This is a genomic window from Clostridium saccharobutylicum DSM 13864 (genome assembly GCF_000473995.1).
Lineage (GTDB): Bacteria > Bacillota > Clostridia > Clostridiales > Clostridiaceae > Clostridium > Clostridium saccharobutylicum.
Genome location: NC_022571.1, coordinates 4,873,433 through 4,900,000 on the forward strand (window position 1 = coordinate 4,873,433; position 26,568 = coordinate 4,900,000).

A 26,568-nucleotide genomic window follows, 5' to 3' on the forward strand; every position below is an offset into this window, starting at 1 on the left:
AAATCTAAAAATTATATTTTATTTCTTATTAGTTAGGGGCATGAAAATAAATAACAAGTCCAAAACTGCCATGACTATTTTTCATCAAACAAGCAAGTGAAGTGCCATTATAGTGGGCGTATTATGGCATTTTACCGACGCAGAATGGTGAAAAATATAGTGGTAGATGAACTTATTATTTTTTTGATTGTGCCTTAACTTGCCTAATACATATTATTGTCATAAAATGTTATAATAATCTTGGGTGATATTATGTCTGAAATACTAAAAAATGATTGGAAAAATTATTTAGATTCCGAATTTAAAAAAGATTACTATATTAAATTGAAAAAATTCCTTGTAAATGAATATAATTCAAAAGTCATATATCCAAATATGTATGATCTTTTTAATGCCCTACACTTTACTCCTTATTCTAAAGTAAAAATAGTTATATTAGGTCAAGATCCATATCATGGTCCTAATCAGGCACATGGATTAAGTTTTTCTGTTAATCCTGGAGTGAAAACACCTCCATCATTAATAAATATTTATAAAGAACTTCATACTGATTTAGGATGTTATATTCCTAATAATGGCTATCTAAAAAAATGGGCTGATCAAGGTGTTCTTTTGTTAAATACAGTTCTAACAGTAAGAGCTGGCGAAGCCAATTCTCATAGAAATAAAGGTTGGGAAGAATTCACTACAAAAGTCATACAAATATTAAATGATAAGGAAACACCTATAGTATTTATACTTTGGGGAAACAATGCTATTTCAAAAGAAAAATTAATAACTAATCCAAAGCATCTTATTATAAAATCAGTTCATCCTAGTCCATTATCTGCTTCAAGAGGTTTTTTTGGCAGTAAACCATTTTCAAAAACAAATGATTTTTTAATTAAAACTAATCAAACACCAATAGATTGGCAGATTGAAAACATCTAAAAACTATTGTATTAAATTTATTTACAAAATATATTAAATTCTAAACTTATATTATTACTAAATAATATAAGCTAAACCTCTTAGATCTTTGTTAGGATTTAGTATATAATATTCGCAGAAATTTCAAATTTAGGGGGATGTTTATGAATTATACATTTATACATGAAAATAAAGAATATGTTTTAAGCAATGATAATTGTGAAGGATTATTCTTCGAAGACGAAAACGAAATCACTGGATTATCTTTCGATATTATTTTAGAAGCTTTAAATAATAGTAATGATGTAAACTTTTCTAATGAATACTATGTTGGAAAGTGTCAATGTGGAGAACAGGAGAAAATTAATAAATCTTATCGTTATTTAGAATATCATTTTTACATTTACACAAAAAATAATACATATGTAATAAATACAATTTCTAAAGAATATGAAAATACATCGTTTAATAAATTATTTAACTTAGGTAAAGTAGATGATAGTTATATTATTAATGTAACTGTATGTCCTATTTGTGGCTTATACGCAATAGAAGTATCACAATGTACAGTTTAATGTAATGCACATGAAAGAAAATAACAAGTATAAAAATTAATATTTCGTAAAAATCATTTTTAAGAAAAAAAATAGCGCATATACTTACTAATTGAAAATATAATAGTACGTATATGCGTTCTTTTAATTTATTATAAAATTTTTCATACTTTTCTAAACATAAAAAAAGCACTAATATATATTAGTGCTTTATGGTGGCTCGAACTGGAATCGAACCAGTGACACGAGGATTTTCAGTCCTCTGCTCTACCGACTGAGCTATCGAGCCGTAATTACCTGGCGACGTCTTACTCTTCCACACAGTCTCCCGTGCAGTACCATCAGCGCTGTAGACCTTAACTGTCCTGTTCGGAATGGAAAGGAGTGTTACCTCTACGCCGTCATCACCAGATCACAAGTAGTATTATATCGACATATTCAAACTATGTCAACACTTTTCTTAAACTTTTTTTCATTTAATTGCTTTTTTTGCATAAAAACTATAATTTATATTCAATATAAATCATGTGCAAGACGTTAATTGATGTAAAAGTCTTTTGTTTTTAACATTACATTGTGCAATAATTAAAATAAATTATTATAATAGTGGAGATGATTTTATGAATACTGAAACAGAAAAACTAACTCAAATCCTAAAAGAAAGTAATAATATTGTTTTCTTCGGAGGAGCTGGAGTATCGACTGCCTCAAAAATCCCGGATTTTAGAAGTTCTAATGGTTTATTTAGTCAAAAGCTTAATGCAACATTTACACCAGAGCAATTAGTATCTCATACTTTTTATATGAGATATCCAGAAGAATTTTTTCAATTCTATAAAGATAAACTTATATACCCAAACGCAAAACCTAATAACGCACATATTGCATTAGCTAAACTTGAACAACTGGGGAAACTAAAAGCTATTGTTACACAAAATATAGATGGGTTACATCAAATGGCTGGCTCCAAAAATGTCTTTGAATTACATGGTTCAGTTCATAGAAACCATTGTACTAAATGTCACGCTTTCTACGATGCCGAGTTTATTTTAAAAGCTAAAGGTGTTCCTATTTGCTCTAAATGTGGAGGACGAGTTAAACCTGATGTAGTTCTTTATGAGGAAGGATTAGATGAAGATGTTATAAATGGAGCAATTGGTGCCATTTCTAAAGCTGATACACTTATTATAGGTGGTACTTCATTAGTTGTTTATCCTGCTGCAGGACTTATTAATTACTTTAATGGTAAAAATCTAGTACTTATAAATAAAAGTACTACTTCTGCTGACAATAAAGCTAATTTAGTTATTAATGATAATATTGACAAGGTACTTTTTAAAGCAATTGATGATATGTAAAAAAGAGAGCAAATCATATTAGGCACATAAAAGAAAATAATAGCCCAAAACATGATGCATATTTTGCATCAGATAAGAGACATTTTCAACTCATAGATGGCTATCAACTGAAATTACCTACGCAGTATTACACAAAATAAGCTGGCATAGTAATCTATTATTTTCTTAATTGTGCCTTAAATAATGATTTAATAACTATATTAATAATATTTTTCTAATATAATTCTTCATGTCTTCTTTCTAAATTAAATACATTAGATTCAGTAATTCCTAAATCTTCACAAGCTTGTTGTAAACTACATCCCCTTTCATCCATATACTTTGCTACATGCCAATCAAAATCAATTTGTGAACGTCTATTAGATTCCATATATACATCCTCCTAAATTCTATGATTTTAATAATTAGTATTTACAGTAACTTAACTTTCTACTCACTAAATTTGATTTTACATTATAGTAATATTTTCACTATAAGGAAACATTAATTTTAAGTATGTATATAAGTTCTAAAAAAATATTGTTCATCAAACCTAAACTTCTACTTTTATAAATATTCAATTAGTAATCTTACTAATTAGAACTTATATATTATTAAATAAGATTAATAAATTTACTTATCATTATATTTGTTATGGTCTTTTTTACAAGTTAACTAAATATAATTAATATTGATATTACTTCTAGGAGCATCCATATGAGCATTTTATTTTTTTTAATCTTCATTTTAATTATAGCTGGTATCATATTCTTTTTATTTGTTAGATATGATCAAAAAATTTCTTCACTTCATAGGGATAATATATTGTTAAAAAAACAATTATCAAAATTAAAAGAGCAATTAAAACTTGTAGATAATTCAAAAGAGAATTTCACTATGCAATTTCTTAATGTTGATAATCAATATGGCTTAATCCCAAAAGGAACACTTGTACATCTTTCTCCATATGATAACTCAAACATTTTGCAAAGTATAACAATTGCAATGGAAGTTGGAATTCTTGAAAAAGCGCTTGTTAACAACATTACATGGTATTATGTAGCACTCCCAGTTGATACTAATGTTAACGCAAGAGGATGGGTTGTAGAATCATCCTTTTCCACATTTTCTTCTTCACCTACAAAGATTATTTCTAACTAAGACACAATCAAAAATCTATATATTTTTTAATTGTTATGTATAAATAAATTATAAATGGTAAGAATTTATAATGAAGTATTTAACTTCAATATTTAATCGCCTCTCCCCCATTTTTATTTATATATAATTAAAAATTGCCATAACTGATATAAGCAGTTATGGCAATTTCGTTTTATTCACATGAAATAAAATAATAAACCAAAAATGCAACATATACTTTGTATCCGACAATGTTAAACTTTCAGCTTATATAAAACTTATCCACTGAAAGCATTGTTAACGTAGCATTATTAGAAATAAACAAGCATACTGGTATATTAGTTCTTTATTCTATCTAATATATTATTTTTTTATCAAATTTCTTCTAAGCATATCTAATCCAGTAATTGTTGCTTGAAGTCTTACTCTACTTCTATTTCCATTAAACATACATTTTTGAACTTCAACTTTCCCTTTTACATATATACCTACATAAACTAATCCAACAGGCTTTTCTTTTGTTCCACCGCCTGGTCCTGCAATCCCTGTTGTCACAATACTAACATCAGTGCCAGCTGTCTTTGCAATACCAATTGCCATTTCCATTGCTGTTTCCTCACTTACCGCACCATATTTATCTAAAGTTTCATTCTTAACACCTAATCTCTTATGTTTCGCTTCATTAGAATATGTTACTGCACCTTCTAACAGTACTTCTGATATTCCTGGATAATTTATAAGAGTACTTGCTATCATCCCCCCTGTACAAGACTCTGCTGTAGATATTGTAAGCTTTTTTTCTATTAATAATTTAGCGACAACCTCTTCTAAATCAATATCTTCTATTGCATATACATTATCACCAAGTCTCTTCTTAATTTCTTCTTCTATAGGAATTATTAATTTTACTGCCTCCTCTTCAGTTCTAGCCTTGGCTGTCACACGAACTATAACACCAACTTCTTTTGCATAAGGGGCAATAGTTGGATTAATCTGACTTTCCATTAAATCCTTTAGTTCTTCTGCTATAGTGCTTTCCCCAACCCCTAATATTTTTATCATTTTTGAAACTAATACTGAATCAGACTTCTTTTGAAAATATGGTCTTACTGCTTCCTCAAACATTGGCTTCATTTCCTTTGGAGGACCAGGTAAAATAATCATTGTTTTATTATTTTCTTCTATAATAACACCTGGTGCTGTTCCATTGTTATTTTTAATTACAATACAACCTTCTGGAATTAATCCTTGTTTTAAATTATTTTCTGGCATTCTTTTTTGTCTAAATTCAAAATATTCTTTTATTCTCTTAATCGAGTTTTCATGTGGAATCAATTTTTTATTGAAATATTTTGCTGCAACTTCCTTGGTTAAATCATCTTCTGTAGGTCCAAGACCACCTGTTGTTATAACAATATCACTTCTACTATAAGCCTCATCAAAAGCATGAATAATTCTTTTTTCATTATCGCCTACAACCTGTTGATAATGCATGTCTATTCCTAAAGATGCCATCTCTTGTCCTAAATACTGTGCATTAGAATTGACTATATCACCTAATAAAATTTCTGTTCCTATAGCTATTATTTCCGCTTTCATTCTATTACCTTCTTTATTCTATATTTGTAATTAAGGCTGACATAAAATAATAAACCAACGATGTGGCATATATTTTATGCAATACAAGGAGACATTTTCAGCTAATAGTTAACTATTAACTGAAAATGCCACACAGTATGACACAAAATAAGTTAGCATACAAATCTATTATTTTTTGATTTTTCCTTAATACATATAATAATCTTAAATAACACTTAACTATTATTTTCTTAATAACCATGATATTTGTACACTTTAAATTTTATATAACTCTATATAATATGCAAAACCTATCCAATAATAAATATTGAATAGGTTTTATATATTAATGTATTTCTTTTTTTTATAATATGCTATCTCTAAAATTAATTAGAGATAGCTTATATAAAAAATTTTTTCATCTCAATTACTTCTAAACAAATACTTAACTTATGAAATAATAAAACTTGTTTAAGCATCTGCAGAAATAAGATTAATAATATGTATGAGAAGAAAAAATTCAGTGCAAGTAGAGCCTTCATAATTCTAATTTATGTATACTCTTTCTTATTTATTCATACATATCAAAAATTTTATATATTAAATTATCATAATTTTTATTATGACACTATTATTTATCTTGTGATTCAAGTATTGCTAACGCTACTGCTCCAATAACACCTGCATCTGTACCTAATCCTGCTGGTACGATCTTAACTGATTCAGCCATAGATTTAAAGCATCTTTTATCTACAACTTTTCTTACTGTATCAAAAACTATTTCTCCAGCCTTTGATACTCCGCCTCCAATTATTATAACTTCAGGATCAAATATGGATACTGCATTAGCAATAGCTATTCCTAGGTAATTTAATGCATTATCAATTATATCCTTACAAACTGGATCTCCTGCTGCTGCTTCTGTAAATACTTCATATGAAGTTACTTTTTCATATTTTCTTAATGAAGTTTCAACCTTGCTTGCAATAGCTTCTTGTCCTCTTTTAGCTATTGCTGTTCCTGATGATGTTGCTTCTACACAACCAATATTTCCACAGTTACATCTTGGACCATCTGGTGCTACTGTCATATGTCCAATTTCTAATGCATTAGAAGTATGTCCCCTGTAAATCTTTCCATCTAAGACAGCTCCACCGCCTACTCCTGTACTTACAGTAAAGAATACTACATGCTTAGTACCTCTTCCAGCTCCAAACATATATTCACCAATTGCTGCAACGTTTGCATCATTATCTAGATATACAGGTACTCCAAATTTTTTATTTAATGGTTCAACTAAATTAAAATTATTAAATGGAAGGTTTGGTGTATGAATAATCACTCCCTTTTCAGCGTCTAAAGGTCCTGGTGATCCTATTCCTATTGCCTTTACTTCATCATAAGTTGCTGAACCATCTTTAATTACTTTTTCAACTGATTCAATTATTCTATTTAATACAGGAATTTCTCCTTCGTTTGCTTTTGTTGGTACTGTTGTTTGGCTGATTACTTCTCCATTTAAATCAGATAATGCAGTACTTATTTTAGTACCTCCTAAATCTACTCCCACAACATATTTTTGCATAATATACTCTCCTTTTTTCAGTTCATTTCCAAATTAAAACACTCAATTATACTAAACATTATACTATATTATGTTATGATTAGAAAACCTGTATTTAAAATATTATTTATTCTTATTCGCATTTATGTAATAATTGCCAAAATCATCATATTGAGCACACTTAATAATGAATTTATTATCCTCAAGCATTGAATTAATTACATCTATATCCTGTTTATTATTTTTATTAATTTTAATTATAAAATTATCATCTTTATCTATTATATTTAAATAATCAAATATATTGCTATAATCACTTAATTCTATGTTGCCACTAATATCCATACTATAATCTGACATTAGCACATCCTCCTCATTGTAATACAATTTTTTCGATTTCTATACTAGAATAGTATTCCTTTTTTTGAAGCACTTTATCCTAAATTAAATCTATGTAAAATTTTACTTATATGTATATAAAAACAACTTGAAAATCAATTTATAATTTTTATTAGAAAATAAAAAATGGTAGAAGTAAGCTAATTGATATGCTCCCTTTATAGTAGACAGTTAAAATAATAAAACTGTTTCTATAAAGGGGGTGTTTTTTATGGGCAGAAAAGAAAAAGTTTCTATTGAAGAAAAGCTAAGAGCTATTAAATCTTACCTATCAGGTGAAAAAAGTGCTGCACAAATATGTTCTGATTTTAGCATCCATAATCAATCATTTAGGAATTGGATTCGTAAGTATAATATGAATGGTGAAAACGGATTAGTTGTTACTCATAAAAATAAAATTTATTCAGAAGAAATCAAATATATGGCAATTCATGATTATCTTGATGGCAACGGTTCATTGGAAAATATATGCACTAAATATGAAATTCCATCAATTTATAGTCTCCAACAATGGATTAAGAAGTATAATAGTCATAAGATATTTAAATCTCACAATAAGCAAGGGGATAGAATTATGACTAATGGAAGAAAAACCACTTATGAAGAAAGAATTGAGATTGTTGCATTCTGCATTTCGAATAATGATGATTATCAAGCCACTGCTGATAAATTTAAGGTTTCTTATCAACAAGTTTATACATGGGTAAGAAAATATAAATCTAATGGATATGAAGAGTTAATGGACCGTCGCGGTAAGCGTAAAGAGCCTGAGGAGCTTACTGAGTCTGATAAATTATCAGCACAACTAAAACTTATTGAAGCAGAAAATAGACGTTTAAAGATGGAGAATGATTTCTTAAAAAAATTGAAGGAAGTAGAAAGAAGGCGATAAGCACTAGAATCATCCAAGAATATAAATATATTTCTATAAAAGAATTACATGAGGAAAATGGCTATCCAATAGCTGATTTATGCAATTTAGCTAGTATTGCACGATCATCTTACTACAAATGGATTAACCGTTCAGAGACTGAATTAGATAAAGAGAATTCAATAATACTAAAAGAAATTGTTAAGCTTTATGAAGATGTACATGGTATCTATGGATACCGTCGGATAACAATGAATATAAATCGACTTCTTAATAAACAGTATAATCATAAACGAATTTATAGATTAATGAAGTCTATTAACATGAAATCAGTTATAAGAAAAAAGAGAAAGTCTTATCTACAAAGTACTCCACAAATAACGGCAGAAAACAAATTAAATAGAGAATTCTATGCAAAGAAACCAAATGAAAAATGGTTAACAGATGTTACTGAGTTTAAGATACTTAATGGTCAAAAGGCTTACCTCAGTGCAATATTTGATTTATCTGATAAAAGCATTATTTCTTATGTGGTCGGTCACTCAAATAACAATCAACTTGTTTTTGATACACTTGACTTAGCAGTAATTGCTAATCCGACTGCAAAGCCACTTTTTCATAGTGATAGGGGATTTCAATATACTAATAGAACTTTCAAGGCTAAACTTGATAAGATTAATGCAACTCAAAGCATGTCACGTGTCAGTAGGTGTATCGACAACGGACCAATGGAAGGTTTTTGGGGAACTCTCAAATGCGAGATGTATTATTTGCAAAAATTTTATACTTATGAAGAATTAAGACAAGCGATTGATGATTACATAGTATTTTATAATACAAAGAGGTTACAGAAAAATTTAAAAGGTCTGACTCCAATTGAATATCGAAATCAGACCTTAGCTTCATAATTTTTTTATTTTTTCATCTGTCTACTTGACAGGGGGCAGTTCAGTATTAAATTTTCTAAACTGCTTATTTTTTTAATATCTATATTAAATTTTCATATAAGTAAGCATCAACTTAAATATAATCGTATTTAAACATTTATATAAACTCTTTCATTTATATAGCATGGATTCTTCAATATAAAATTTTATTTTTTGCAATCAATTACATTTTGTATTACTTTAGCTAATTCTGTTTCTGGTACTTCTTCATATCTCACAAATTCTTTTGAAAATCGTCCTCTTCCTTGGGTTAAAGAACGTAATTCTGTGGCATACTTTCTTATTTCAGCAAGTGGAACCTCAGCTATAACTTTCTGCTTTTCTCCTTCTTGTTCCATCCCCATTACTCTACCTCTCTTTTTATTTATATCCGTAATTACATCTCCCATATAATCATCAGGTATTATAATTTCTAATTTCATAATAGGTTCAAGTAAAATTGGTTTAGCTTGTTCAAGTCCTTTTTTATAAGCGATTGAAGCTGCCATTTTAAATGCCATTTCAGATGAATCTACAGAATGATATGACCCATCATGAAGAGTTGCTCTAAGACCTATAACTGGGCATCCTGCTAGAACACCATGAGATATACATTCTCGTAATCCCTTTTCTACTGCTGGTATAAAGTTTCTTGGGACTGCACCTCCAACAACTTTATCTACAAATTCTAAATCATCCATCCCATCTGTTCTTGGTTCAAATTTAATTACTACATCACCATATTGTCCATGTCCGCCTGATTGCTTCTTATGCTTACCTTGCACATCTGCAAACCCTTTTATCGCTTCTCTATAAGGAATTTTAGGTAAATCTAGTATCACATCTGCACCAAATTTACTCTTGATTTTACTTGCAATTATATTAAGATGTGTTTCTCCAAGTCCTGAGATAATAATTTCTGCATTTTCTATATCTCTAGATATTTCAAAAACTGGATCTTCCTCTTTTAATTTAGTTAAAGCTTGAGATATTTTTTCTTCATCACCCTTAGCCTGTGGTATTACAGCCATAGAATAAACTGATTTTGGAAAATTCATTTTGTCATATATTATTTTAAAATCAGGACTACACAACGTATCTCCTGTATTAGTATATTGTAATTTTGATATTGCACCTATATCCCCTGCAATAATTTTTTCAGTAGGTATTTGTGCCTTTCCTCGTAAAAAGAAAATATGTGAAAGTCTTTCATTCTTATTTTTGTTGGAATTTAATACTGTCATATCATCTTTTGCTTCCCCTGTAATAACTCTAAAGAATGATATCTTTCCTACAAAAGGATCTGCTATAGTTTTAAACACTAATGCTGAAAAAGGGTTGTCCTCGCTAAGATTTACAAAAACCTCCTCATTTTTCACAACATCTAATGCTTTTTGAGGAATTGCATATTCAGGAGAAGGAAAACATTCCACTATATCATCTAATAAAGTATCTATTCCTATAATCTTTGTTGCACTTCCACACATAACTGGTGCAATCTCACCGCTCGCACACCCTTTAATTAGTCCCTTATATATTTCTTCATCACTTAATGTACCTTCATTAAAATATTTATCAAGTAATGCTTCATCCGTTTCTGCAACAGCTTCCATAATCATTGTTTTACAATCTTGAACTTTATCCATTAATTCATCTGGAATGTCTATTACTTTTATTTCTTTTGTTTTAACATCATATATTCTGGCTTTTTTAGAAATAATATTTATTACGCCTCTAAAGTTATCTTCAGAGCCTATTGGATATTGAATTGGTACTACACTTATTCCAAACTTTTGATTAAGGGAATCCAATACCTTATCAAAACTAGAATTTTCCCTATCCAATTTATTTATAAAAATTGTCCTTGGCAATTTAATCTTATTACAATATTCCCATGCTAATTCTGTTCCTGCCTTTATTCCTGAAACTCCACTTACAACAATCATTCCAACATCTACAGCCCTCATACCTTCAACACATTCTCCTTGAAAATCAGCGTAGCCAGGAATATCTATAATGTTTATTTTTACATCATCTAATTCAATTGGAGCCACTGAAAGAGAAATAGAAAATTTTCTTTTTCTTTCTTCGGTGTCAAAATCTAGAACTGTAGTTCCATCTTCTATGTCTCCCAATCTGTCAGTTATTTTTGAGTAATATAAAATACTTTCAACTAAAGAAGTTTTTCCTGTCCCATTATGTCCCATCAATCCTACATTTCTTAAATTTTTAATGCTATACTTTTTCATGAACCATGTCAAACCCTTAAGTTACCTTAGAATCTGACTTTCACCTGCCTTTCATGTGTCTTCTCTTTGAAAATCTAAAGATTAAATTTAATTTTTACATTTCAATTAACAATATTTTATTTCTTAATTTATTATATGTTCCGTGAATTGTTATAATTAATAATTCTAGCTATGTTTGTAAACTCCTTTTTTATTTTCTGAATTTTCTAAAAATTAATTATAGTATTTTGTAATCAAAATATCATAATTAATTTTGTTAGTTTTCATTGTAGTATTGGTAAAAAAACATTATAATTTTATCTGTCAGAATTCTTAAAACTGCAGTAATTCTTTATAAGACACAATCAAAAAATATAGAAAATTTATCATGAAATTATGGAGGAAAAATTTAATGAAAGTCAAGAAACATCATAAAAGTAACTATATACTTTTATTTATTATAATTGCTGTTATTGCAACTGTTGGAATTATATTTATATATCCTCAAGTTGGCGTAGCTGATCAAGGTGACTTTGATAGAGTTATGGCAAGTTCAGGGCTCTCTTTATTGGACTCTGATAATAGTAATCCTAACTTTATTAGATTTTACAAGTATATCGTGACCGATTATAAAATTTCAGGTTTAAATAATCCTCTAGTACTTTTTATAAGTTCTAGTATAAGCTATATCATTATGTTTATTTCTTTTATTTGCAAATTATTAGGAATATATGTATTCAAAACCCAATATTTAGCTGCAGCTTACAGTATACTTTATATTTTAGCATTTAGCATAATCCTTAAATCCATCGGTATTAAAGATAATGCAAAATTCATATTATTGGGACTGTTAATTCTTTTTATTTTCTTTGATGGTAATTATTTAATCTGGTTCAATAGTTTGTATGGAGAACCTATGATGCTAGTTACATTACTATTATTTATTGCTTCTATAATGCATTATACATACTATAAATATGTAACTAAGGGTACAGAAAAATTATTTTCTAGAATAGTTTATATATTATTAGCAGCATTTCTGTTTTTAGGCTCAAAATTACAAGTATCAATGACACTCCCATTTATCCTAATTCTTTTAATTAAAATAATACTAGATAATAAACGCCTTTTGACTAAAAATAACCTTATCTTTTTGTCATCGCTACTTTGTTTTGTAGTTATTTATCCTATTGGAATTAATATAGCTAGCAATGGTTTGAGTAAGGACACACAATATAATTCAGTATTTTATGGTGTATTAAATGGTTCAGAAACTCCTAGACAGGATTTAATTGATCTAGGACTTAACCCTGATATGGCAGTTGAAGCTGGAAAACATGCATATTTGGATACAAGCGACTATGTTAAATATATTCCTAGAACTGAAATAACAGATGAAGAGTTTTATAGTAAGATAGGAAATGGAAAATTAGCAAAATTCTATTTAACTCATCCTACTAGATTAATTAAAGGTATGGAATATACTGCAAGTAAATCATTTTATACTAGTACATCATTAGGTAAATATTATCAAAGCTATAGCGAAGTTCCAGTAACTAGCTTTGATAGGTTTACAGTTTGGTCATCTTTTAGAGAAAATATACTACCAAAAAATTTATTATTTATATTATCAGTTTATCTTATAGTATTTTTGTTTTCTCTTTATAAATTTGTAACTAATAGATTTAATCCTATTATAAAAATTAGAGTATTTTTGCTTTGGTGTGTAATGCTAATTGGTGGTATTCAATTTCCAATGCCTTTTGTTGGCAATGGTCAAGCTGATACCGCAAAACAATTATTCTTATTTAACTTTATATTTGATGGCCTAATAGTACTGATACTTAGCTATGTATTATTTAAAATAACTGACTTTATTAGAATAAAAATAAAAAAATAAAATATTAGGAGAGCTTGCCTGTATGAAAATGGTAAATATAAAATTTAGATCTAAAACTTTTTTAAATGAGTTGATATTAATATTTAGAAAGCTATTATCAACTCCAATTAGCAAACTTCGATTAATAACTATAATTGATATGTTAATTAAAACAATATTATTTTTAACCATAATACCTGATACTCCTACAGCTCAGAATATAGCATTTAATAGAAGTATAAAATTCAGTTTTGTATATATAGGATTTATCCTACTTGTATACTCTTTTGGATATTTATTTTCAAAAAGAAAACAAACTGCATTCTACATTATTTTAAATTTACTATATAGTATATTGTTAACATCAGATTTATCGTATTTCAGAACAAACAAAGACTTACTTGGAATTAAAAACATCTTCTTTAGTGGTACTTTCAATCCTACTGAAACATCGCTTGTTAACTTTAGTTATATTGATATATTATTTATAATTGATATTATCATAATTTTAGCATGGATTATTATCAAAAAAGTACATAATCCATCAACTAGAAATATACATAATTTCATTTTTACTTTAAAAACATCTCTTGTAATGATTTTAATTTCTACATTATGCTTTGATGTTCTTAGTTTAAGTGATTTTGGTAATAGTATAATAAACAAACAGTGGTCTACATCAATGTCTGTACAAGCTCCTGGCCCACTAGGCTATCATATAGTTGAAGCATTAAAAAGTGCATCAAAAGAAATTTCTTTGAATAGTATTAATCCTGATGATAAAACAGAAATTGAAACTTGGATAAAAAACAATAATGAAAATCTTGAACCTAATTCATTTGCTGGACTATTCAAGGGTAAAAATGTAATATTTCTTCAAATAGAATCTATGGAAAACTTTGTACTTAATCAAAAAGCTAACGGAAAAGAAATTACTCCTTTTCTTAATAAGCTTACAAAAGAAGGATTATATTTTAATGATTTTTATGAACAAAACAACGGCGCAAATAGTATTGACTGTGATTTCATGGTTAATACCTCAATCTTCCCACTAGGTGATCAAATAACTGCAACTAACTATGGCGAAAATGTGTATCCTAACTCATTGCCTAGAATTTTAAATAATGAAGGCTACAAAACAATATCTACGCATGCAGAGCTTCCAGGTGAATTTAACTGGACTGAATTGCATAAGAATGGTTTTGGAGCACAAGAACTTTGGAGTCTTAATGATTATAACTATGATGAAGTTGTTGGATATGGATTATCAGATAGAAGTTTTCTTACTCAGCTTTCTGAAAAATTAAAAAATGTAAAAGAGCCGTTCTTTGTACAAGCACCTACATTATCTAGTCATGGTCCCTTTGATATAGATGCTAAATATAGAGAATTGAATTTGCCAAGTGAAATTAATGATAGCTATCTAGGTGGTTATTTTGAAAGTTTACACTATGCAGACAAACAAATTGAAATGTTCTTTAACAAATTAAAAGAATATAATTTATTAGATAATACCGTTGTAGTTATTTATGGTGATCACACTGGCGTTCACAAATACTATAATGATAGTATACAAAAGCTTGATTTTGAAGGTAACTGGTGGAAAGAATATGATCACAAAATTCCTTTAATAATGTATACCCCTAACATGAAGCCAGATATAATAGAATCTTCTGGTGGACAGGTTGATTTATTGCCAACTATCTCTTACCTTTTAGGTGTGGATGATTCCCAATATAAAAATACTTCAATGGGAAGAGTTTTAGTAAATACCAATAGAAATTCAACAGTTATTAAAGGCAATATAATTAAAGGTGATGTTCAAAATTCTAATGAACAAAAGCATCTATTAAATGCATATCCTATTGGTGAGAAAATTATAAAAAATAACTTTTTCAATAATATGAAATCTAATTAAATAAAATTGCTTACACAAAAAGGCTATCAAATTGAATTGATAGCCTTTTTTAAATTTCTTTAATTAATATTTCTATATCTATTTAACATCTTAACTTTAATTAATTGAATCAATGTTAACAAAGTTCCCCCACAAGTATCAATTAATACATCTCTAAATGCACCTTCTCTTCCTGGAACAAATAATTGATGTATTTCATCAGAACATGCATAAAAAAATATACATATAATAGTTAGTATAATTACTTGTTTTATATTAAAATGTGACTTCAATACATTAAAAACTAATAATGCTAAAATCATATATTCTGTGAAATGCGCACATTTTCTGACAATAAAATTAGCTAATTGGCCAAACATATTATTCATATCTATACCTATCATAGCAAGTAATTTTATTACCCCTCCACTTTGTGAATCCGATATATTTGCTGGCTGATTTGACATAATAAATATAAAAGCCATCCATATAATTAATAAAATTAAATCAATATTTTTCCTTCTGTTTATCATCTTTCACCCTCATCTGAGGCACAATTAAATAAACAGCAAATCCATTTACCAGCCTATTTTCCATAACCCCTCTTAAGAAAATTGCCCTCATAGTCCACTATGGAGGCAATTTTTCTTCTTTCCTGATAAAAAATATCCGTGGCAACTTTGGACATGTTATTTATTTTCATGTACCTAACTAAAAATTTTATTCTGACATATATTTATTTATATATGCTAGTGATTCTTCTAATAATTCTTGTCCTTTTTCTAACCCTTCAACCTTCATTTCTAAGTTACAAACCCTTTGATCAATTTGATTCATTAATTGCTTTATATCATTTAATAATTTTACTTCATAACTTACCTGCGTGCCTTCGTCATCAATGAATACTTTTTCTGGTGGACATCCGCATTTAGTACATTTGGCATATAATCCATCCTTTTCTACATCACTAAAAACCTTAAATGTATCATTATTACACTTTTCGCAATTTGATAACATAATAAAATCATAATAACTTACATCATAATAATAAACACTACCACAATCTTTACACGTTAATTTTAATTTATTATCTTCTGTAACTATATAAAATTCATTCCCACTACACCCATCTTTTTTGCAGACAACAGTCCTTATCATAATATCTATCCTCTCATAAATTTATTATTTTTACCTTCTTAAGATACCTTTTAAATTATAAATATGTTTATAAAATTCTTACCTATATTAAATTTAATCCTTATTGCAATTAAATATTCCTAATATTTAATTGTAATAAGGATTATAATTTCTTCTAAAATATCTAATATTACATTCTATTTCAACAAGCAAATAAAAAGTATATTAACTTTAAATACCACTTAAAATTAATATGCTTAAATAATTAAGAATATTACTCATTTTTCAACTTAATAAATACCTTTAATAGATAAATTTATTATGGAGTTACTTTAATACCGGTTTACTTTCCATCTCAAGACTTTTTAGTTCGCACTCTACTTGTTTTATATCAATATCAATATCTTTTGTATCTTTTCCTTCTAGTATAAAACTTCTCTTCTCTAGTTTTAAATTCTTAAGCTTATCTGCTAAAGTACATATATCACTCATATTAAATCCTATCCTTTCTAAATTTCACATTTCCATTTATATGATAGTGCTTTTAGATATATATTTATTAGTTTTGTATATATTTTACATTTTAAATTATATAGTATAATTTATCTAATGTACACTTTTATCATTAGCTTTTTTAACCTATTTTCCATCATATTTCTTCTATTTATTACACCGTTTATAGTTATATATCTTTATAAATATGCTATACATAATATTATCTAATAAAATAAAAAAAGACTATGAAATATTACATAGTCTTTTTTAATGGTGGAGATAAAGAGATTCGAACTCTTGACCCCCTGCGTGCAAGGCAGGTGCTCTCCCAACTGAGCTATACCCCCAAATTTGGTGGACCTTCAGGGACTCGAACCCTAGACCTACCGGTTATGAGCCGGTTGCTCTAACCAACTGAGCTAAAGATCCATTTGCTAATTATATTAGCTATAGTCTTGTAATAACAAGATTACCTCGCGACGTCCTACTCTTCCACACAGTCTCCCATGCAGTACCATCGGCGCTATAGACCTTAACTGTCCTGTTCGGAATGGGAAGGAGTGTTACCTCTATGCCATCACCACGAGATTTTGAAAGTTTTGCTCTTTCAAAATTGCACACAGTTCTTAATGTATTACAACTTGATTATATTGGTCAAGCCCTCGACCTATTAGTATCAGTCAGCTAAATACGTTGCCGCACTTACACCTCTGACCTATCAACCTTGTAGTCTTCAAGGGGTCTTACTAGCTTATGCTATGGGAAATCTCATCTTGAGGTGGGCTTCACACTTAGATGCTTTCAGCGTTTATCCCTTCCCGACTTAGCTACCCAGCTATGCTTCTGGCGAAACAACTGGTACACCATAGGTCAGTCCATCCCGGTCCTCTCGTACTAAGGACAGCTCCTCTCAAATTTCCTACGCCCGCGACGGATAGGGACCGAACTGTCTCACGACGTTCTGAACCCAGCTCGCGTGCCGCTTTAATGGGCGAACAGCCCAACCCTTGGGACCTACTTCAGCCCCAGGATGCGACGAGCCGACATCGAGGTGCCAAACCTCCCCGTCGATGTGAACTCTTGGGGGAGATCAGCCTGTTATCCCCGAGGTAGCTTTTATCCGTTGAGCGATGGCCCTCCCACGAGGTACCACCGGATCACTAAGCCCGACTTTCGTCCCTGCTCCACTTGTAGGTGTCGCAGTCAGGCTCCCTTCTGCCTTTGCACTCTTCGAACGATTTCCGACCGTTCTGAGGGAACCTTTGGGCGCCTCCGTTACATTTTAGGAGGCGACCGCCCCAGTCAAACTGCCCACCTAACAATGTCCTGTCACCAGTTTCATGGCATCCAGTTAGAATTTCAATACTATCAGGGTGGTATCCCAACAACGACTCCACTAAGGCTGACGCCCTAGTTTCCCAGTCTCCCACCTATCCTGTACAGACAATACCGAAATTCAATGCTAAGCTACAGTAAAGCTCTACGGGGTCTTTCCGTCCAATCGCGGGTAGCGAGCATCTTCACTCGCACTACAACTTCGCCGGATTTGCAGTTGAGACAGTGCACAAGTCATTACGCCATTCGTGCGGGTCAGAACTTACCTGACAAGGAATTTCGCTACCTTAGGACCGTTATAGTTACGGCCGCCGTTTACTGGGGCTTAAGTTCACACCTTCGCTTACGCTAAGTGTTCCCCTTAACCTTCCAGCACCGGGCAGGCGTCAGCCCCTATACATCAGCTTTCGCTTTAGCAGAGACCTGTGTTTTTGTTAAACAGTTGCTTGTGCCTATTCTCTGCGGCCTGCCGTAAAGCAGGCACCCCTTCTCCCGAAGTTACGGGGTCAATTTGCCTAGTTCCTTAACTGCAATTCTTCCGTCGGCCTTAGGATTCTCTCCTCATCTACCTGTGTCGGTTTGCGGTACGGGCACTACTTCTCTCTCTAGATGCTTTTCTTGGAAGCATGGAATCAGATACTTCGGTTCCGTGGAACCTTCCCCATCACGCCTCAGAATTGTTAGAACGGATTTGCCTATCCTAACTCCCTAAACGCTTAGACTAACATCCAATAGTTAGCACATCCTATCCTTCTCCGTCACACCATCGATAATAACGATTATAGTGGTATTGGAATATCAACCAATTGTCCATCGACTACGCCTTTCGGCCTCGCCTTAGGTCCCGACTAACCCTGAGAAGACAAACTTTACTCAGGAAACCTTAGATATTCGGCCTGTAGGATTCTCACCTACATCTCGCTACTAATGCCAACATTCTCACTCGTAATCAGTCCACCGCTCCTTTCGGTACGACTTCAGCCCGATTACGACGCTCCTCTACCGCTCACAATAAATTGTGAACCCGTAGCTTCGGTGGTAAGTTTGAGCCCCGGACATTTTCGGCGCAGGATCTCTTGACTAGTGAGCTATTACGCACTCTTTTAATGAGTGGCTGCTTCTAAGCCAACATCCTAGTTGTCTTAGAAATCCCACATCCTTTTCCACTTAACTTACACTTTGGGACCTTAGCTGACGATCTGGGCTGTTTCCCTTTTGACCATGGAACTTATCTTTCATAGTCTGACTGCCGGACTGATAGTATATGGCATTCGGAGTTTGATAAGGTTCGGTAAGCGCTATGCCCCCTAGCCTATTCAGTGCTCTACCTCCACTACTCACATTTTCCGACGCTAGCCCTAAAGCTATTTCGAGGAGAACCAGCTATATCCGAGTTCGATTGGAATTTCTCCGCTATCCACAGCTCATCCCATGCTTTTTCAACAGCAACGTGGTTCGGTCCTCCACGAGGTTTTACCCTCGCTTCAACCTGGCCATGGATAGGTCACCCGGTTTCGGGTCTACAGCATGCAACTAGTCGCCCTATTAAGACTCGGTTTCCCTTCGGCTCCGTACCTTAAGTACTTAACCTCGCTACATACCGTAACTCGTTGGCTCGTTCTACAAAAAGCACATCATCACACACATAAGGTGCTTTGATCGGTTGTAGGCACATGGTTTCAGGTTCTATTTCACTCCCCTCCCGGGGTTCTTTTCACCTTTCCCTCACGGTACTGCTTCACTATCGGTCATCAGGTAGTATTTAGCCTTGGGAGGTGGTCCTCCCTGCTTCCCACAAGGTTTCACGTGTCTCGTGGTACTCTGGTGCAGAACTGATTATCATAATTTTCACTTACGGGACTATTACCCCCTGCGGTCCAACTTTCCAGTTGTGTTCGGTTAACTATGATTTCTCGTTATGTTCTGTCCGCAACCCCAGAGATAAATCTCTGGTTTGGGCTCTTTCCTTTTCGCTCGCCGCTACTAAGAAAATCGATTTTTCTTTCTCTTCCTCCAGGTACTTAGATGTTTCAGTTCCCTGGGTTTACCTTCATAAAGCTATGTATTCACTTTATGATACATGGGGTTTCCCATGTGAGTTTCCTCATTCGGAAATCTTCGGATCTCTGACTATGTGCGTCTACCCGAAGCTTATCGCAGCTTATCGCGTCCTTCATCGGCTCCTGATGCCAAGGCATTCACCATGCGCCCTTTGTAGCTTGACCTTTTAAGTTTTGTTAGTACAAAACTGGTTATATTAATCATTCACAAAGAATATATTTCTTGGCTTTGTTGTATTTTATATACATTAATCTATGTGCAATTTTCAAAGAACATTGAAAGACATAGTCTTTCAAAATTGAACAGAACAAATACTTAAGTAACCTGTCGAGTAAGTATTTAAATTTTGATACATAACTGTATCTATACTAGTCAGACATCATGCTGATCTAGATTTCTCCATAGAAAGGAGGTGATCCAGCCGCAGGTTCTCCTACGGCTACCTTGTTACGACTTCACCCCAATCGCTGACCCTACCTTAGGTCGCTGCCTCGCTTACGCGTTAGCTCACGAACTTTGGGTATTGCCAACTCTCATGGTGTGACGGGCGGTGTGTACAAGGCCCGGGAACGTATTCACCGCGACATTCTGATTCGCGATTACTAGCAACTCCAGCTTCATGTAGGCGAGTTTCAGCCTACAATCCGAACTGAGACTGGTTTTAAAGTTTGGCTCCACCTCGCGGTTTAGCATCTCTCTGTACCAGCCATTGTAGCACGTGTGTAGCCCTAGACATAAGGGGCATGATGATTTGACGTCATCCCCACCTTCCTCCCGGTTAACCCGGGCAGTCTCGCTAGAGTGCTCAACTTAATGGTAGCAACTAACAATAAGGGTTGCGCTCGTTGCGGGACTTAACCCAACATCTCACGACACGAGCTGACGACAACCATGCACCACCTGTCTTCCTGCCCCGAAGGGCTTCCTCCATTACGGAGTAATTCAGGAGATGTCAAGTCTAGGTAAGGTTCTTCGCGTTGCTTCGAATTAAACCACATGCTCCGCTGCTTGTGCGGGCCCCCGTCAATTCCTTTGAGTTTTAATCTTGCGACCGTACTCCCCAGGCGGAATACTTAATGCGTTAGCGGCGGCACGGAGGTCATGACAACCCCCACACCTAGTATTCATCGTTTACGGCGTGGACTACCAGGGTATCTAATCCTGTTTGCTCCCCACGCTTTCGAGCCTCAGTGTCAGTTACAGTCCAGAAAGTCGCCTTCGCCACTGGTATTCTTCCTAATCTCTACGCATTTCACCGCTACACTAGGAATTCTACTTTCCTCTCCTGCACTCTAGATATCCAGTTTGGAATGCAGCACCCAAGTTAAGCCCGAGTATTTCACATCCCACTTAAATATCCACCTACGCTCCCTTTACGCCCAGTAAATCCGGACAACGCTTGCCACCTACGTATTACCGCGGCTGCTGGCACGTAGTTAGCCGTGGCTTCCTCCTTAGGTACCGTCATTATCGTCCCTAAAGACAGAGCTTTACAATCCGAAGACCGTCATCACTCACGCGGCGTTGCTGCATCAGGGTTTCCCCCATTGTGCAATATTCCCCACTGCTGCCTCCCGTAGGAGTCTGGGCCGTGTCTCAGTCCCAATGTGGCCGATCACCCTCTCAGGTCGGCTACGCATCGTCGCCTTGGTGAGCCGTTACCTCACCAACTAGCTAATGCGACGCGGGTCCATCTCATAGCGGATTACTCCTTTAATTGCTATATCATGCGATATTGCAATCTTATGCGGTATTAATCTTCCTTTCGGAAGGCTATTCCCCTCTATGAGGCAGGTTACCCACGTGTTACTCACCCGTCCGCCGCTAATCCACTTCCGAAGAAGCTTCATCGCTCGACTTGCATGTGTTAAGCACGCCGCCAGCGTTCGTCCTGAGCCAGGATCAAACTCTCAATAAAAAGTTTAATCTTAGCTTACTCAAATAAAAATTGCTGGTTTACTTAAATGTATTTATTATATTCTGTTCAATTTTCAAAGACCATCTTTTTCACAACTTTCGTTGTTAATTTTTGTCACCCTCAAGCGACTTTCTTAGTTTATCACTTGACTTAAATTCTGTCAACAATTTTTTTAAACTTTTTTTATCTTTCATTTAGTTCAAATTGTTGTTCGTATTTTTGTGTTGTCTTATGACGTGTTATTATCTTATCACCTCTATTATATTATTCTTATTTATATTTTCCCTATTTTTTTAAATTATTCTTATATTTTTAAATAATTCTCCATAATTCTAATTTTTATTTATATTGACACACCAGTAATAGTTGTCATGCTATTTTCTCATTATGTTGAATATTATGATTACTATACTATCCTGAATTAACCTAAATTATTCACACATATAACTGATAGGAACAAAAATAAAATCTCCATCACTAACTTTTTTGTTTTGTTATATTAAAAAATAAAAAAGAGCTTGCATATACATATAATTAAACTCTTATAAAATATACTAGTCTTAACTATTAATTAATCTTAATTTCAAATTGTTATAATTATAGCTTGATGTAATAAAGTTCATTTTCTAACTATGAATAATCACTAAACATATTAATTTACAAGGGCTTGTTCAGTATAAGATTCTGGTTAGCCCCATCCCCATAGACAACTAAACTATAAACTAAATTAATACTTTGAAATATATTTATTTCCAATGAAGAATGAGAACTATTTTACGTAGCGTTGCGTTCCTAATTGACTCGCATATATTTTTTCAGCCAAAATTATCACATACCTTACTTATCCCTAACTTTCTTAATGATCGCTGAAATTTCAAAAAAGGCGGATACATTCAAATATAGTTTAAATTTACAATACAACAATTGGCACACTGATACAACTGTTGTATTTATTAATGGTTAAAAATATTGTCTATACCGAGCTATTGATTCAGAAATTAAATTTATTTTAACGTTTCATTTAACTAAATCTAGAAACTATCATTCAGCATATATACTTATCAGTAAAGCTAAAAATTGTAGAAAACAAAACTACTTCATAACCAATAAATTACCTTCATACAATGAGGCTGCCACTACACAGTATTACCAAATACCGAACATCTTCCTGTAACGCCTATGTCTAGCGATATAAAAATCATTCAATAAAGCATTTAAAGCTTGGTATAAATCTAAAAAATGATTTAATTCTTTTGAAATGTTCTTATCTTCTTTTAAATATGTATATATATATTTATCAAACGTTCTGGTTCAAACACTTCTTCTAATTCATTAGTTGTTTCTTTAGGAATTTGAAATAGATCTGACATTCTTGTTCCTATTCTTTCAAATTCTTTATCTACACAATGATAAGAAAATTCATGACAAATTTCAGTCGAACGTGAATTCTTTGTAATTGCACCAACTATAATTCGTCATCACGGATAGTAATAGATAAATTCTTCGAAATTAATTTTATAAACTCATACATAATTAATTACACTTAAAATCATTATTGTTTTATAAGACTATGAAAACTTTGCAGGAGTTTCTATTAAGTGCCTTTAACAGCTCATTTTCAATTGCTTACTGCACGACAGCATTTCCACTTTATAGTATAGGTGTTTTAAGATAAGAAAAGTTATTTATCTACCTAGATATATTAATTACAAACTAAGACAAATTTAAAAATTAATTTTTCATAAGAAAAATGATACTCCTCTGCACAGTATTACATTAAAAATATTGTGTTAGTATTTTTTTACTAAAAGTTTTTTCTGCTTGTCACAAGTTTGACTTTAAACTTACAGAAATCAGTACAACTTTTGCTATCATAAATTCCTAAACAATATTCTATATCAACCGAGTAGCAAGAGTACCATTTCTTTTCAGTTAACAATTATATAACTATACTTTCACATTGTGAATATTTACAATTGTATATTGACTTTTAAAAGATTCAAGAAATCTTTTAAAATTGCTGTATTTCCTGGCCACGCTGGTGATGTTACTAGATTTCCATCCACTATACTTTCGTCAGGTTTTATATCCTGAAATAAGCCTCCAGCTAAAATAACTTCAGATTTTACGGCACTGTATGCAGTTAATTTTCTTCCTTTTATAACATTTGCTGCAGTTAATATTTGAATTCCATGACATATTGCTGCTACAGGTTTATTTAAATCGATGAAAAATTTTACAATATCTATAACTTTATTATTAAGTCTAAGATATTCAGGAGCACGTCCTCCTGTTATATATAAACCATCGTAATCTTCTAATTTTAAATAATTAAATGAAGCATTTAATTGAAAATTGTGTCCTATTTTTTCAGTATATGTTTGATATCCTTCAAAATCATGTATCGCAGTTTTAATGTATTCACCCGAATTTTTATCTGGGCATACTACATCAACTTTGAATCCAACCATTTCTAATGCCTGATATGGAACCATAACTTCATAATCTTCTGTAAAATCGCCTGCTAACATTAAAATTTTTCTCATACATACCAACTCCTTTTTTTAACTTGTACATTTTAAACATTTTTATAATAAATTTTAAACTCTTTATTTTTCCTACGGCATTATATTTCCATATTCCCTTAAATTATTAAGACAATTATATATTTCTTCACAAGTATATGAACTTATAAAAAAAAATATTCTCACAACCGCAATCCTAAATCGTGCTTGTACCAAATCTGGACTTGCAATGACATGAACCATTATAATCTGCTTCCCTGGAACTATTTATTGAATAATTCTCATTAGTTTATTTTTATTTATCTGTAAATTATTTTCTTTCATCTAATTCTTATTATTAATAATATAATAATTTTAAATTTACAGATAATGATTAAAATTAAATAATATTTATATTTAATTTCTTACTAAAAATATAGAATTCCTGATTAATACACTTGGCATATAATTCATTAAACCTTGATAATATGATGAATTTATATTATCCAAATTCTCACTTTGCACTCCTATAGTATGTATTTATCTACCTTTTATTTTAACCTGATATGGATTATTTAAGATGATTGACGAACTATATTGAATAGAATAATAGAAAATTTAATTACTTGTTTAAAAGACAATTATTCTTGCTTTAAAAATAGCAAAAGAAATAATTAAAAAAGCGGAAAAAAATCAAACAAAATAAAAAACGATAGTTATTACAACTATCGTTTATGCTTACCTCGCGATGTCCTACTCTTCCACACAGTCTCCCATGCAGTACCATCGGCGCTATAGACCTTAACTGTCCTGTTCGGAATGGGAAGGAGTGTTACCTCTATGCCATCACCACGAGATTTTGAAAGTTTTGCTCTTTCAAAATTGCACACAGTTCTTAATGTATTACAACTTGATTATATTGGTCAAGCCCTCGACCTATTAGTATCAGTCAGCTAAATACGTTGCCGCACTTACACCTCTGACCTATCAACCTTGTAGTCTTCAAGGGGTCTTACTAGCTTATGCTATGGGAAATCTCATCTTGAGGTGGGCTTCACACTTAGATGCTTTCAGCGTTTATCCCTTCCCGACTTAGCTACCCAGCTATGCTTCTGGCGAAACAACTGGTACACCATAGGTCAGTCCATCCCGGTCCTCTCGTACTAAGGACAGCTCCTCTCAAATTTCCTACGCCCGCGACGGATAGGGACCGAACTGTCTCACGACGTTCTGAACCCAGCTCGCGTGCCGCTTTAATGGGCGAACAGCCCAACCCTTGGGACCTACTTCAGCCCCAGGATGCGACGAGCCGACATCGAGGTGCCAAACCTCCCCGTCGATGTGAACTCTTGGGGGAGATCAGCCTGTTATCCCCGAGGTAGCTTTTATCCGTTGAGCGATGGCCCTCCCACGAGGTACCACCGGATCACTAAGCCCGACTTTCGTCCCTGCTCCACTTGTAGGTGTCGCAGTCAGGCTCCCTTCTGCCTTTGCACTCTTCGAACGATTTCCGACCGTTCTGAGGGAACCTTTGGGCGCCTCCGTTACATTTTAGGAGGCGACCGCCCCAGTCAAACTGCCCACCTAACAATGTCCTGTCACCAGTTTCATGGCATCCAGTTAGAATTTCAATACTATCAGGGTGGTATCCCAACAACGACTCCACTAAGGCTGACGCCCTAGTTTCCCAGTCTCCCACCTATCCTGTACAGACAATACCGAAATTCAATGCTAAGCTACAGTAAAGCTCTACGGGGTCTTTCCGTCCAATCGCGGGTAGCGAGCATCTTCACTCGCACTACAACTTCGCCGGATTTGCAGTTGAGACAGTGCACA

Annotated in this window: 17 protein-coding genes, 3 tRNA genes, 6 rRNA genes and 2 pseudogenes (1 of these 28 running past the window's edge); 9 read left to right on the forward strand and 19 right to left on the reverse strand. The window is 32.5% G+C overall.

Annotated features, from left to right (window positions below; all coding sequences use genetic code 11):
* Nucleotides 1-252 precede the first annotated feature (252 nt).
* Nucleotides 253-930, forward strand: coding sequence for a uracil-DNA glycosylase (locus CLSA_RS20875; protein ID WP_022750586.1), 678 nt, complete (start codon nt 253-255; stop codon nt 928-930).
* Between the two features lie 143 nt (nt 931-1,073).
* Nucleotides 1,074-1,484: a DUF3785 domain-containing protein gene (locus tag CLSA_RS20880; RefSeq protein WP_022750588.1), complete on the forward strand. Its 411-nt coding sequence runs from the start codon at nt 1,074-1,076 to the stop codon at nt 1,482-1,484.
* 192 nt (nt 1,485-1,676) lie between these two features.
* On the opposite strand, the gene CLSA_RS20885 is transcribed toward CLSA_RS20880, so the two are convergent.
* Nucleotides 1,677-1,752 (reverse strand) — tRNA-Phe (locus CLSA_RS20885).
* 6 nt (nt 1,753-1,758) lie between these two features.
* A 5S ribosomal RNA gene (gene rrf / locus CLSA_RS20890) occupies nt 1,759-1,875 on the reverse strand.
* Between the two features lie 208 nt (nt 1,876-2,083).
* Here rrf (CLSA_RS20890) and CLSA_RS20895 point away from each other — a divergent pair.
* Nucleotides 2,084-2,821, forward strand: a complete 738-nt coding sequence (locus CLSA_RS20895) for an NAD-dependent protein deacylase (RefSeq protein WP_041716406.1) — start codon at nt 2,084-2,086, stop codon at nt 2,819-2,821.
* Between the two features lie 214 nt (nt 2,822-3,035).
* Here the strand turns inward: CLSA_RS20895 and CLSA_RS23530 are convergent, their stop codons facing one another.
* Nucleotides 3,036-3,191, reverse strand: a complete 156-nt coding sequence (locus CLSA_RS23530; RefSeq protein WP_022750596.1) for a hypothetical protein — start codon at nt 3,189-3,191, stop codon at nt 3,036-3,038.
* 326 nt (nt 3,192-3,517) lie between these two features.
* On the opposite strand from CLSA_RS23530, the gene CLSA_RS20900 reads away from it, so the two are divergent.
* Nucleotides 3,518-3,961: a hypothetical protein gene (locus CLSA_RS20900; RefSeq protein WP_022750598.1), complete on the forward strand. Its 444-nt coding sequence runs from the start codon at nt 3,518-3,520 to the stop codon at nt 3,959-3,961.
* 342 nt (nt 3,962-4,303) lie between these two features.
* On the opposite strand, the gene CLSA_RS20905 is transcribed toward CLSA_RS20900, so the two are convergent.
* The 3 genes from CLSA_RS20905 to CLSA_RS20915 form a co-directional block, all read right to left on the reverse strand.
* A complete protein-coding gene (locus CLSA_RS20905) occupies nt 4,304-5,539 on the reverse strand; it encodes a competence/damage-inducible protein A (protein ID WP_022750600.1) in 1,236 nt (411 codons plus the stop codon).
* 610 nt (nt 5,540-6,149) lie between these two features.
* Nucleotides 6,150-7,103, reverse strand: coding sequence for an ROK family protein (locus tag CLSA_RS20910; protein ID WP_022750602.1), 954 nt, complete (start codon nt 7,101-7,103; stop codon nt 6,150-6,152).
* A 102-nt stretch (nt 7,104-7,205) separates the two neighbouring features.
* Nucleotides 7,206-7,442: a hypothetical protein gene (locus CLSA_RS20915; RefSeq protein ID WP_022750604.1), complete on the reverse strand. Its 237-nt coding sequence runs from the start codon at nt 7,440-7,442 to the stop codon at nt 7,206-7,208.
* A gap of 250 nt (nt 7,443-7,692) precedes the next feature.
* Here CLSA_RS20915 and CLSA_RS20920 point away from each other — a divergent pair, with 250 nt between their 5' ends.
* Nucleotides 7,693-8,373, forward strand: coding sequence for a helix-turn-helix domain-containing protein (locus CLSA_RS20920; protein ID WP_022744350.1), 681 nt, complete (start codon nt 7,693-7,695; stop codon nt 8,371-8,373).
* A gap of 11 nt (nt 8,374-8,384) precedes the next feature.
* Nucleotides 8,385-9,260: an IS3 family transposase gene (locus tag CLSA_RS20925; RefSeq protein WP_257788124.1), complete on the forward strand. Its 876-nt coding sequence runs from the start codon at nt 8,385-8,387 to the stop codon at nt 9,258-9,260.
* Nucleotides 9,261-9,445: 185 nt separating this feature from the next.
* Here CLSA_RS20925 and fusA read toward each other — a convergent pair whose 3' ends face one another.
* Entirely contained in the window at nt 9,446-11,527 is a 2,082-nt protein-coding gene (fusA, locus tag CLSA_RS20930) for an elongation factor G (RefSeq protein WP_022750607.1), read from the reverse strand.
* 391 nt (nt 11,528-11,918) lie between these two features.
* Here fusA and wsfD point away from each other — a divergent pair, with 391 nt between their 5' ends.
* Together wsfD and CLSA_RS20940 are read left to right on the forward strand one after the other, a co-directional pair.
* Entirely contained in the window at nt 11,919-13,406 is a 1,488-nt protein-coding gene (gene wsfD / locus CLSA_RS20935) for a glycan biosynthesis hexose transferase WsfD (protein ID WP_022750608.1), read from the forward strand.
* Between the two features lie 22 nt (nt 13,407-13,428).
* Complete coding sequence (locus tag CLSA_RS20940; protein WP_022750610.1) at nt 13,429-15,303, forward strand: LTA synthase family protein; 1,875 nt, start codon at nt 13,429-13,431, stop codon at nt 15,301-15,303.
* Nucleotides 15,304-15,362: 59 nt separating this feature from the next.
* Here CLSA_RS20940 and CLSA_RS20945 read toward each other — a convergent pair whose 3' ends face one another.
* From CLSA_RS20945 to CLSA_RS20975, 8 genes are all read right to left on the reverse strand, one after another.
* On the reverse strand, nt 15,363-15,815 hold the full coding sequence (locus tag CLSA_RS20945) for a VanZ family protein (protein ID WP_022750613.1): 453 nt from the start codon (nt 15,813-15,815) through the stop codon (nt 15,363-15,365).
* Nucleotides 15,816-16,002: 187 nt separating this feature from the next.
* Nucleotides 16,003-16,440, reverse strand: a complete 438-nt coding sequence (locus CLSA_RS20950) for a hypothetical protein (RefSeq protein ID WP_022750615.1) — start codon at nt 16,438-16,440, stop codon at nt 16,003-16,005.
* A 306-nt stretch (nt 16,441-16,746) separates the two neighbouring features.
* Nucleotides 16,747-16,911, reverse strand: coding sequence for a hypothetical protein (locus tag CLSA_RS23535; RefSeq protein ID WP_022750618.1), 165 nt, complete (start codon nt 16,909-16,911; stop codon nt 16,747-16,749).
* Nucleotides 16,912-17,185: 274 nt separating this feature from the next.
* Nucleotides 17,186-17,261, reverse strand: a tRNA-Ala gene (locus CLSA_RS20955).
* Nucleotides 17,262-17,266: 5 nt separating this feature from the next.
* Nucleotides 17,267-17,343, reverse strand: a tRNA-Ile gene (locus CLSA_RS20960).
* A 42-nt stretch (nt 17,344-17,385) separates the two neighbouring features.
* Nucleotides 17,386-17,502 (reverse strand): 5S ribosomal RNA (gene rrf, locus CLSA_RS20965).
* A 62-nt stretch (nt 17,503-17,564) separates the two neighbouring features.
* Nucleotides 17,565-20,474 (reverse strand): 23S ribosomal RNA (locus tag CLSA_RS20970).
* A 241-nt stretch (nt 20,475-20,715) separates the two neighbouring features.
* Nucleotides 20,716-22,228 (reverse strand): 16S ribosomal RNA (locus CLSA_RS20975).
* The 16S, 23S and 5S rRNA genes sit together here with 2 tRNA genes alongside, the layout of an rRNA operon.
* A gap of 979 nt (nt 22,229-23,207) precedes the next feature.
* Between CLSA_RS20975 and CLSA_RS22710 the strand changes: the two are divergent.
* Nucleotides 23,208-23,402: pseudogene (locus CLSA_RS22710) on the forward strand (hypothetical protein); the annotation flags it as partial.
* A gap of 196 nt (nt 23,403-23,598) precedes the next feature.
* Here the strand turns inward: CLSA_RS22710 and CLSA_RS24660 are convergent.
* The 4 genes and pseudogenes from CLSA_RS24660 to CLSA_RS20990 all read right to left on the reverse strand — a co-directional run.
* Nucleotides 23,599-23,700 (reverse strand): annotated as a pseudogene (locus CLSA_RS24660) (hypothetical protein); the annotation flags it as partial.
* A 498-nt stretch (nt 23,701-24,198) separates the two neighbouring features.
* Nucleotides 24,199-24,774, reverse strand: a complete 576-nt coding sequence (locus tag CLSA_RS20980; RefSeq protein WP_022750621.1) for a DJ-1/PfpI family protein — start codon at nt 24,772-24,774, stop codon at nt 24,199-24,201.
* Between the two features lie 698 nt (nt 24,775-25,472).
* Nucleotides 25,473-25,589, reverse strand: a 5S ribosomal RNA gene (rrf, locus tag CLSA_RS20985).
* 62 nt (nt 25,590-25,651) lie between these two features.
* A 23S ribosomal RNA gene (locus tag CLSA_RS20990) occupies nt 25,652-26,568 on the reverse strand (it continues 1,993 nt past the right edge of the window).

Bases quoted from the DNA above. Each gene is read 5' to 3' on its own strand.
- CLSA_RS20875 (WP_022750586.1), top strand. From the start codon at position 253: ATGTCTGAAATACTAAAAAATGATTGGAAAAATTATTTAGATTCCGAA.
- CLSA_RS20880 (WP_022750588.1), top strand. From the start codon at position 1,074: ATGAATTATACATTTATACATGAAAATAAAGAATATGTTTTAAGCAAT.
- CLSA_RS20895 (WP_041716406.1), top strand. From the start codon at position 2,084: ATGAATACTGAAACAGAAAAACTAACTCAAATCCTAAAAGAAAGTAAT.
- CLSA_RS23530 (WP_022750596.1), bottom strand. From the start codon at position 3,191: ATGGAATCTAATAGACGTTCACAAATTGATTTTGATTGGCATGTAGCA.
- CLSA_RS20900 (WP_022750598.1), top strand. From the start codon at position 3,518: ATGAGCATTTTATTTTTTTTAATCTTCATTTTAATTATAGCTGGTATC.
- CLSA_RS20905 (WP_022750600.1), bottom strand. From the start codon at position 5,539: ATGAAAGCGGAAATAATAGCTATAGGAACAGAAATTTTATTAGGTGAT.
- CLSA_RS20910 (WP_022750602.1), bottom strand. From the start codon at position 7,103: ATGCAAAAATATGTTGTGGGAGTAGATTTAGGAGGTACTAAAATAAGT.
- CLSA_RS20915 (WP_022750604.1), bottom strand. From the start codon at position 7,442: ATGTCAGATTATAGTATGGATATTAGTGGCAACATAGAATTAAGTGAT.
- CLSA_RS20920 (WP_022744350.1), top strand. From the start codon at position 7,693: ATGGGCAGAAAAGAAAAAGTTTCTATTGAAGAAAAGCTAAGAGCTATT.
- fusA (WP_022750607.1), bottom strand. From the start codon at position 11,527: ATGAAAAAGTATAGCATTAAAAATTTAAGAAATGTAGGATTGATGGGA.
- wsfD (WP_022750608.1), top strand. From the start codon at position 11,919: ATGAAAGTCAAGAAACATCATAAAAGTAACTATATACTTTTATTTATT.
- CLSA_RS20940 (WP_022750610.1), top strand. From the start codon at position 13,429: ATGAAAATGGTAAATATAAAATTTAGATCTAAAACTTTTTTAAATGAG.
- CLSA_RS20945 (WP_022750613.1), bottom strand. From the start codon at position 15,815: ATGATAAACAGAAGGAAAAATATTGATTTAATTTTATTAATTATATGG.
- CLSA_RS20950 (WP_022750615.1), bottom strand. From the start codon at position 16,440: ATGATAAGGACTGTTGTCTGCAAAAAAGATGGGTGTAGTGGGAATGAA.
- CLSA_RS23535 (WP_022750618.1), bottom strand. From the start codon at position 16,911: ATGAGTGATATATGTACTTTAGCAGATAAGCTTAAGAATTTAAAACTA.
- CLSA_RS20980 (WP_022750621.1), bottom strand. From the start codon at position 24,774: ATGAGAAAAATTTTAATGTTAGCAGGCGATTTTACAGAAGATTATGAA.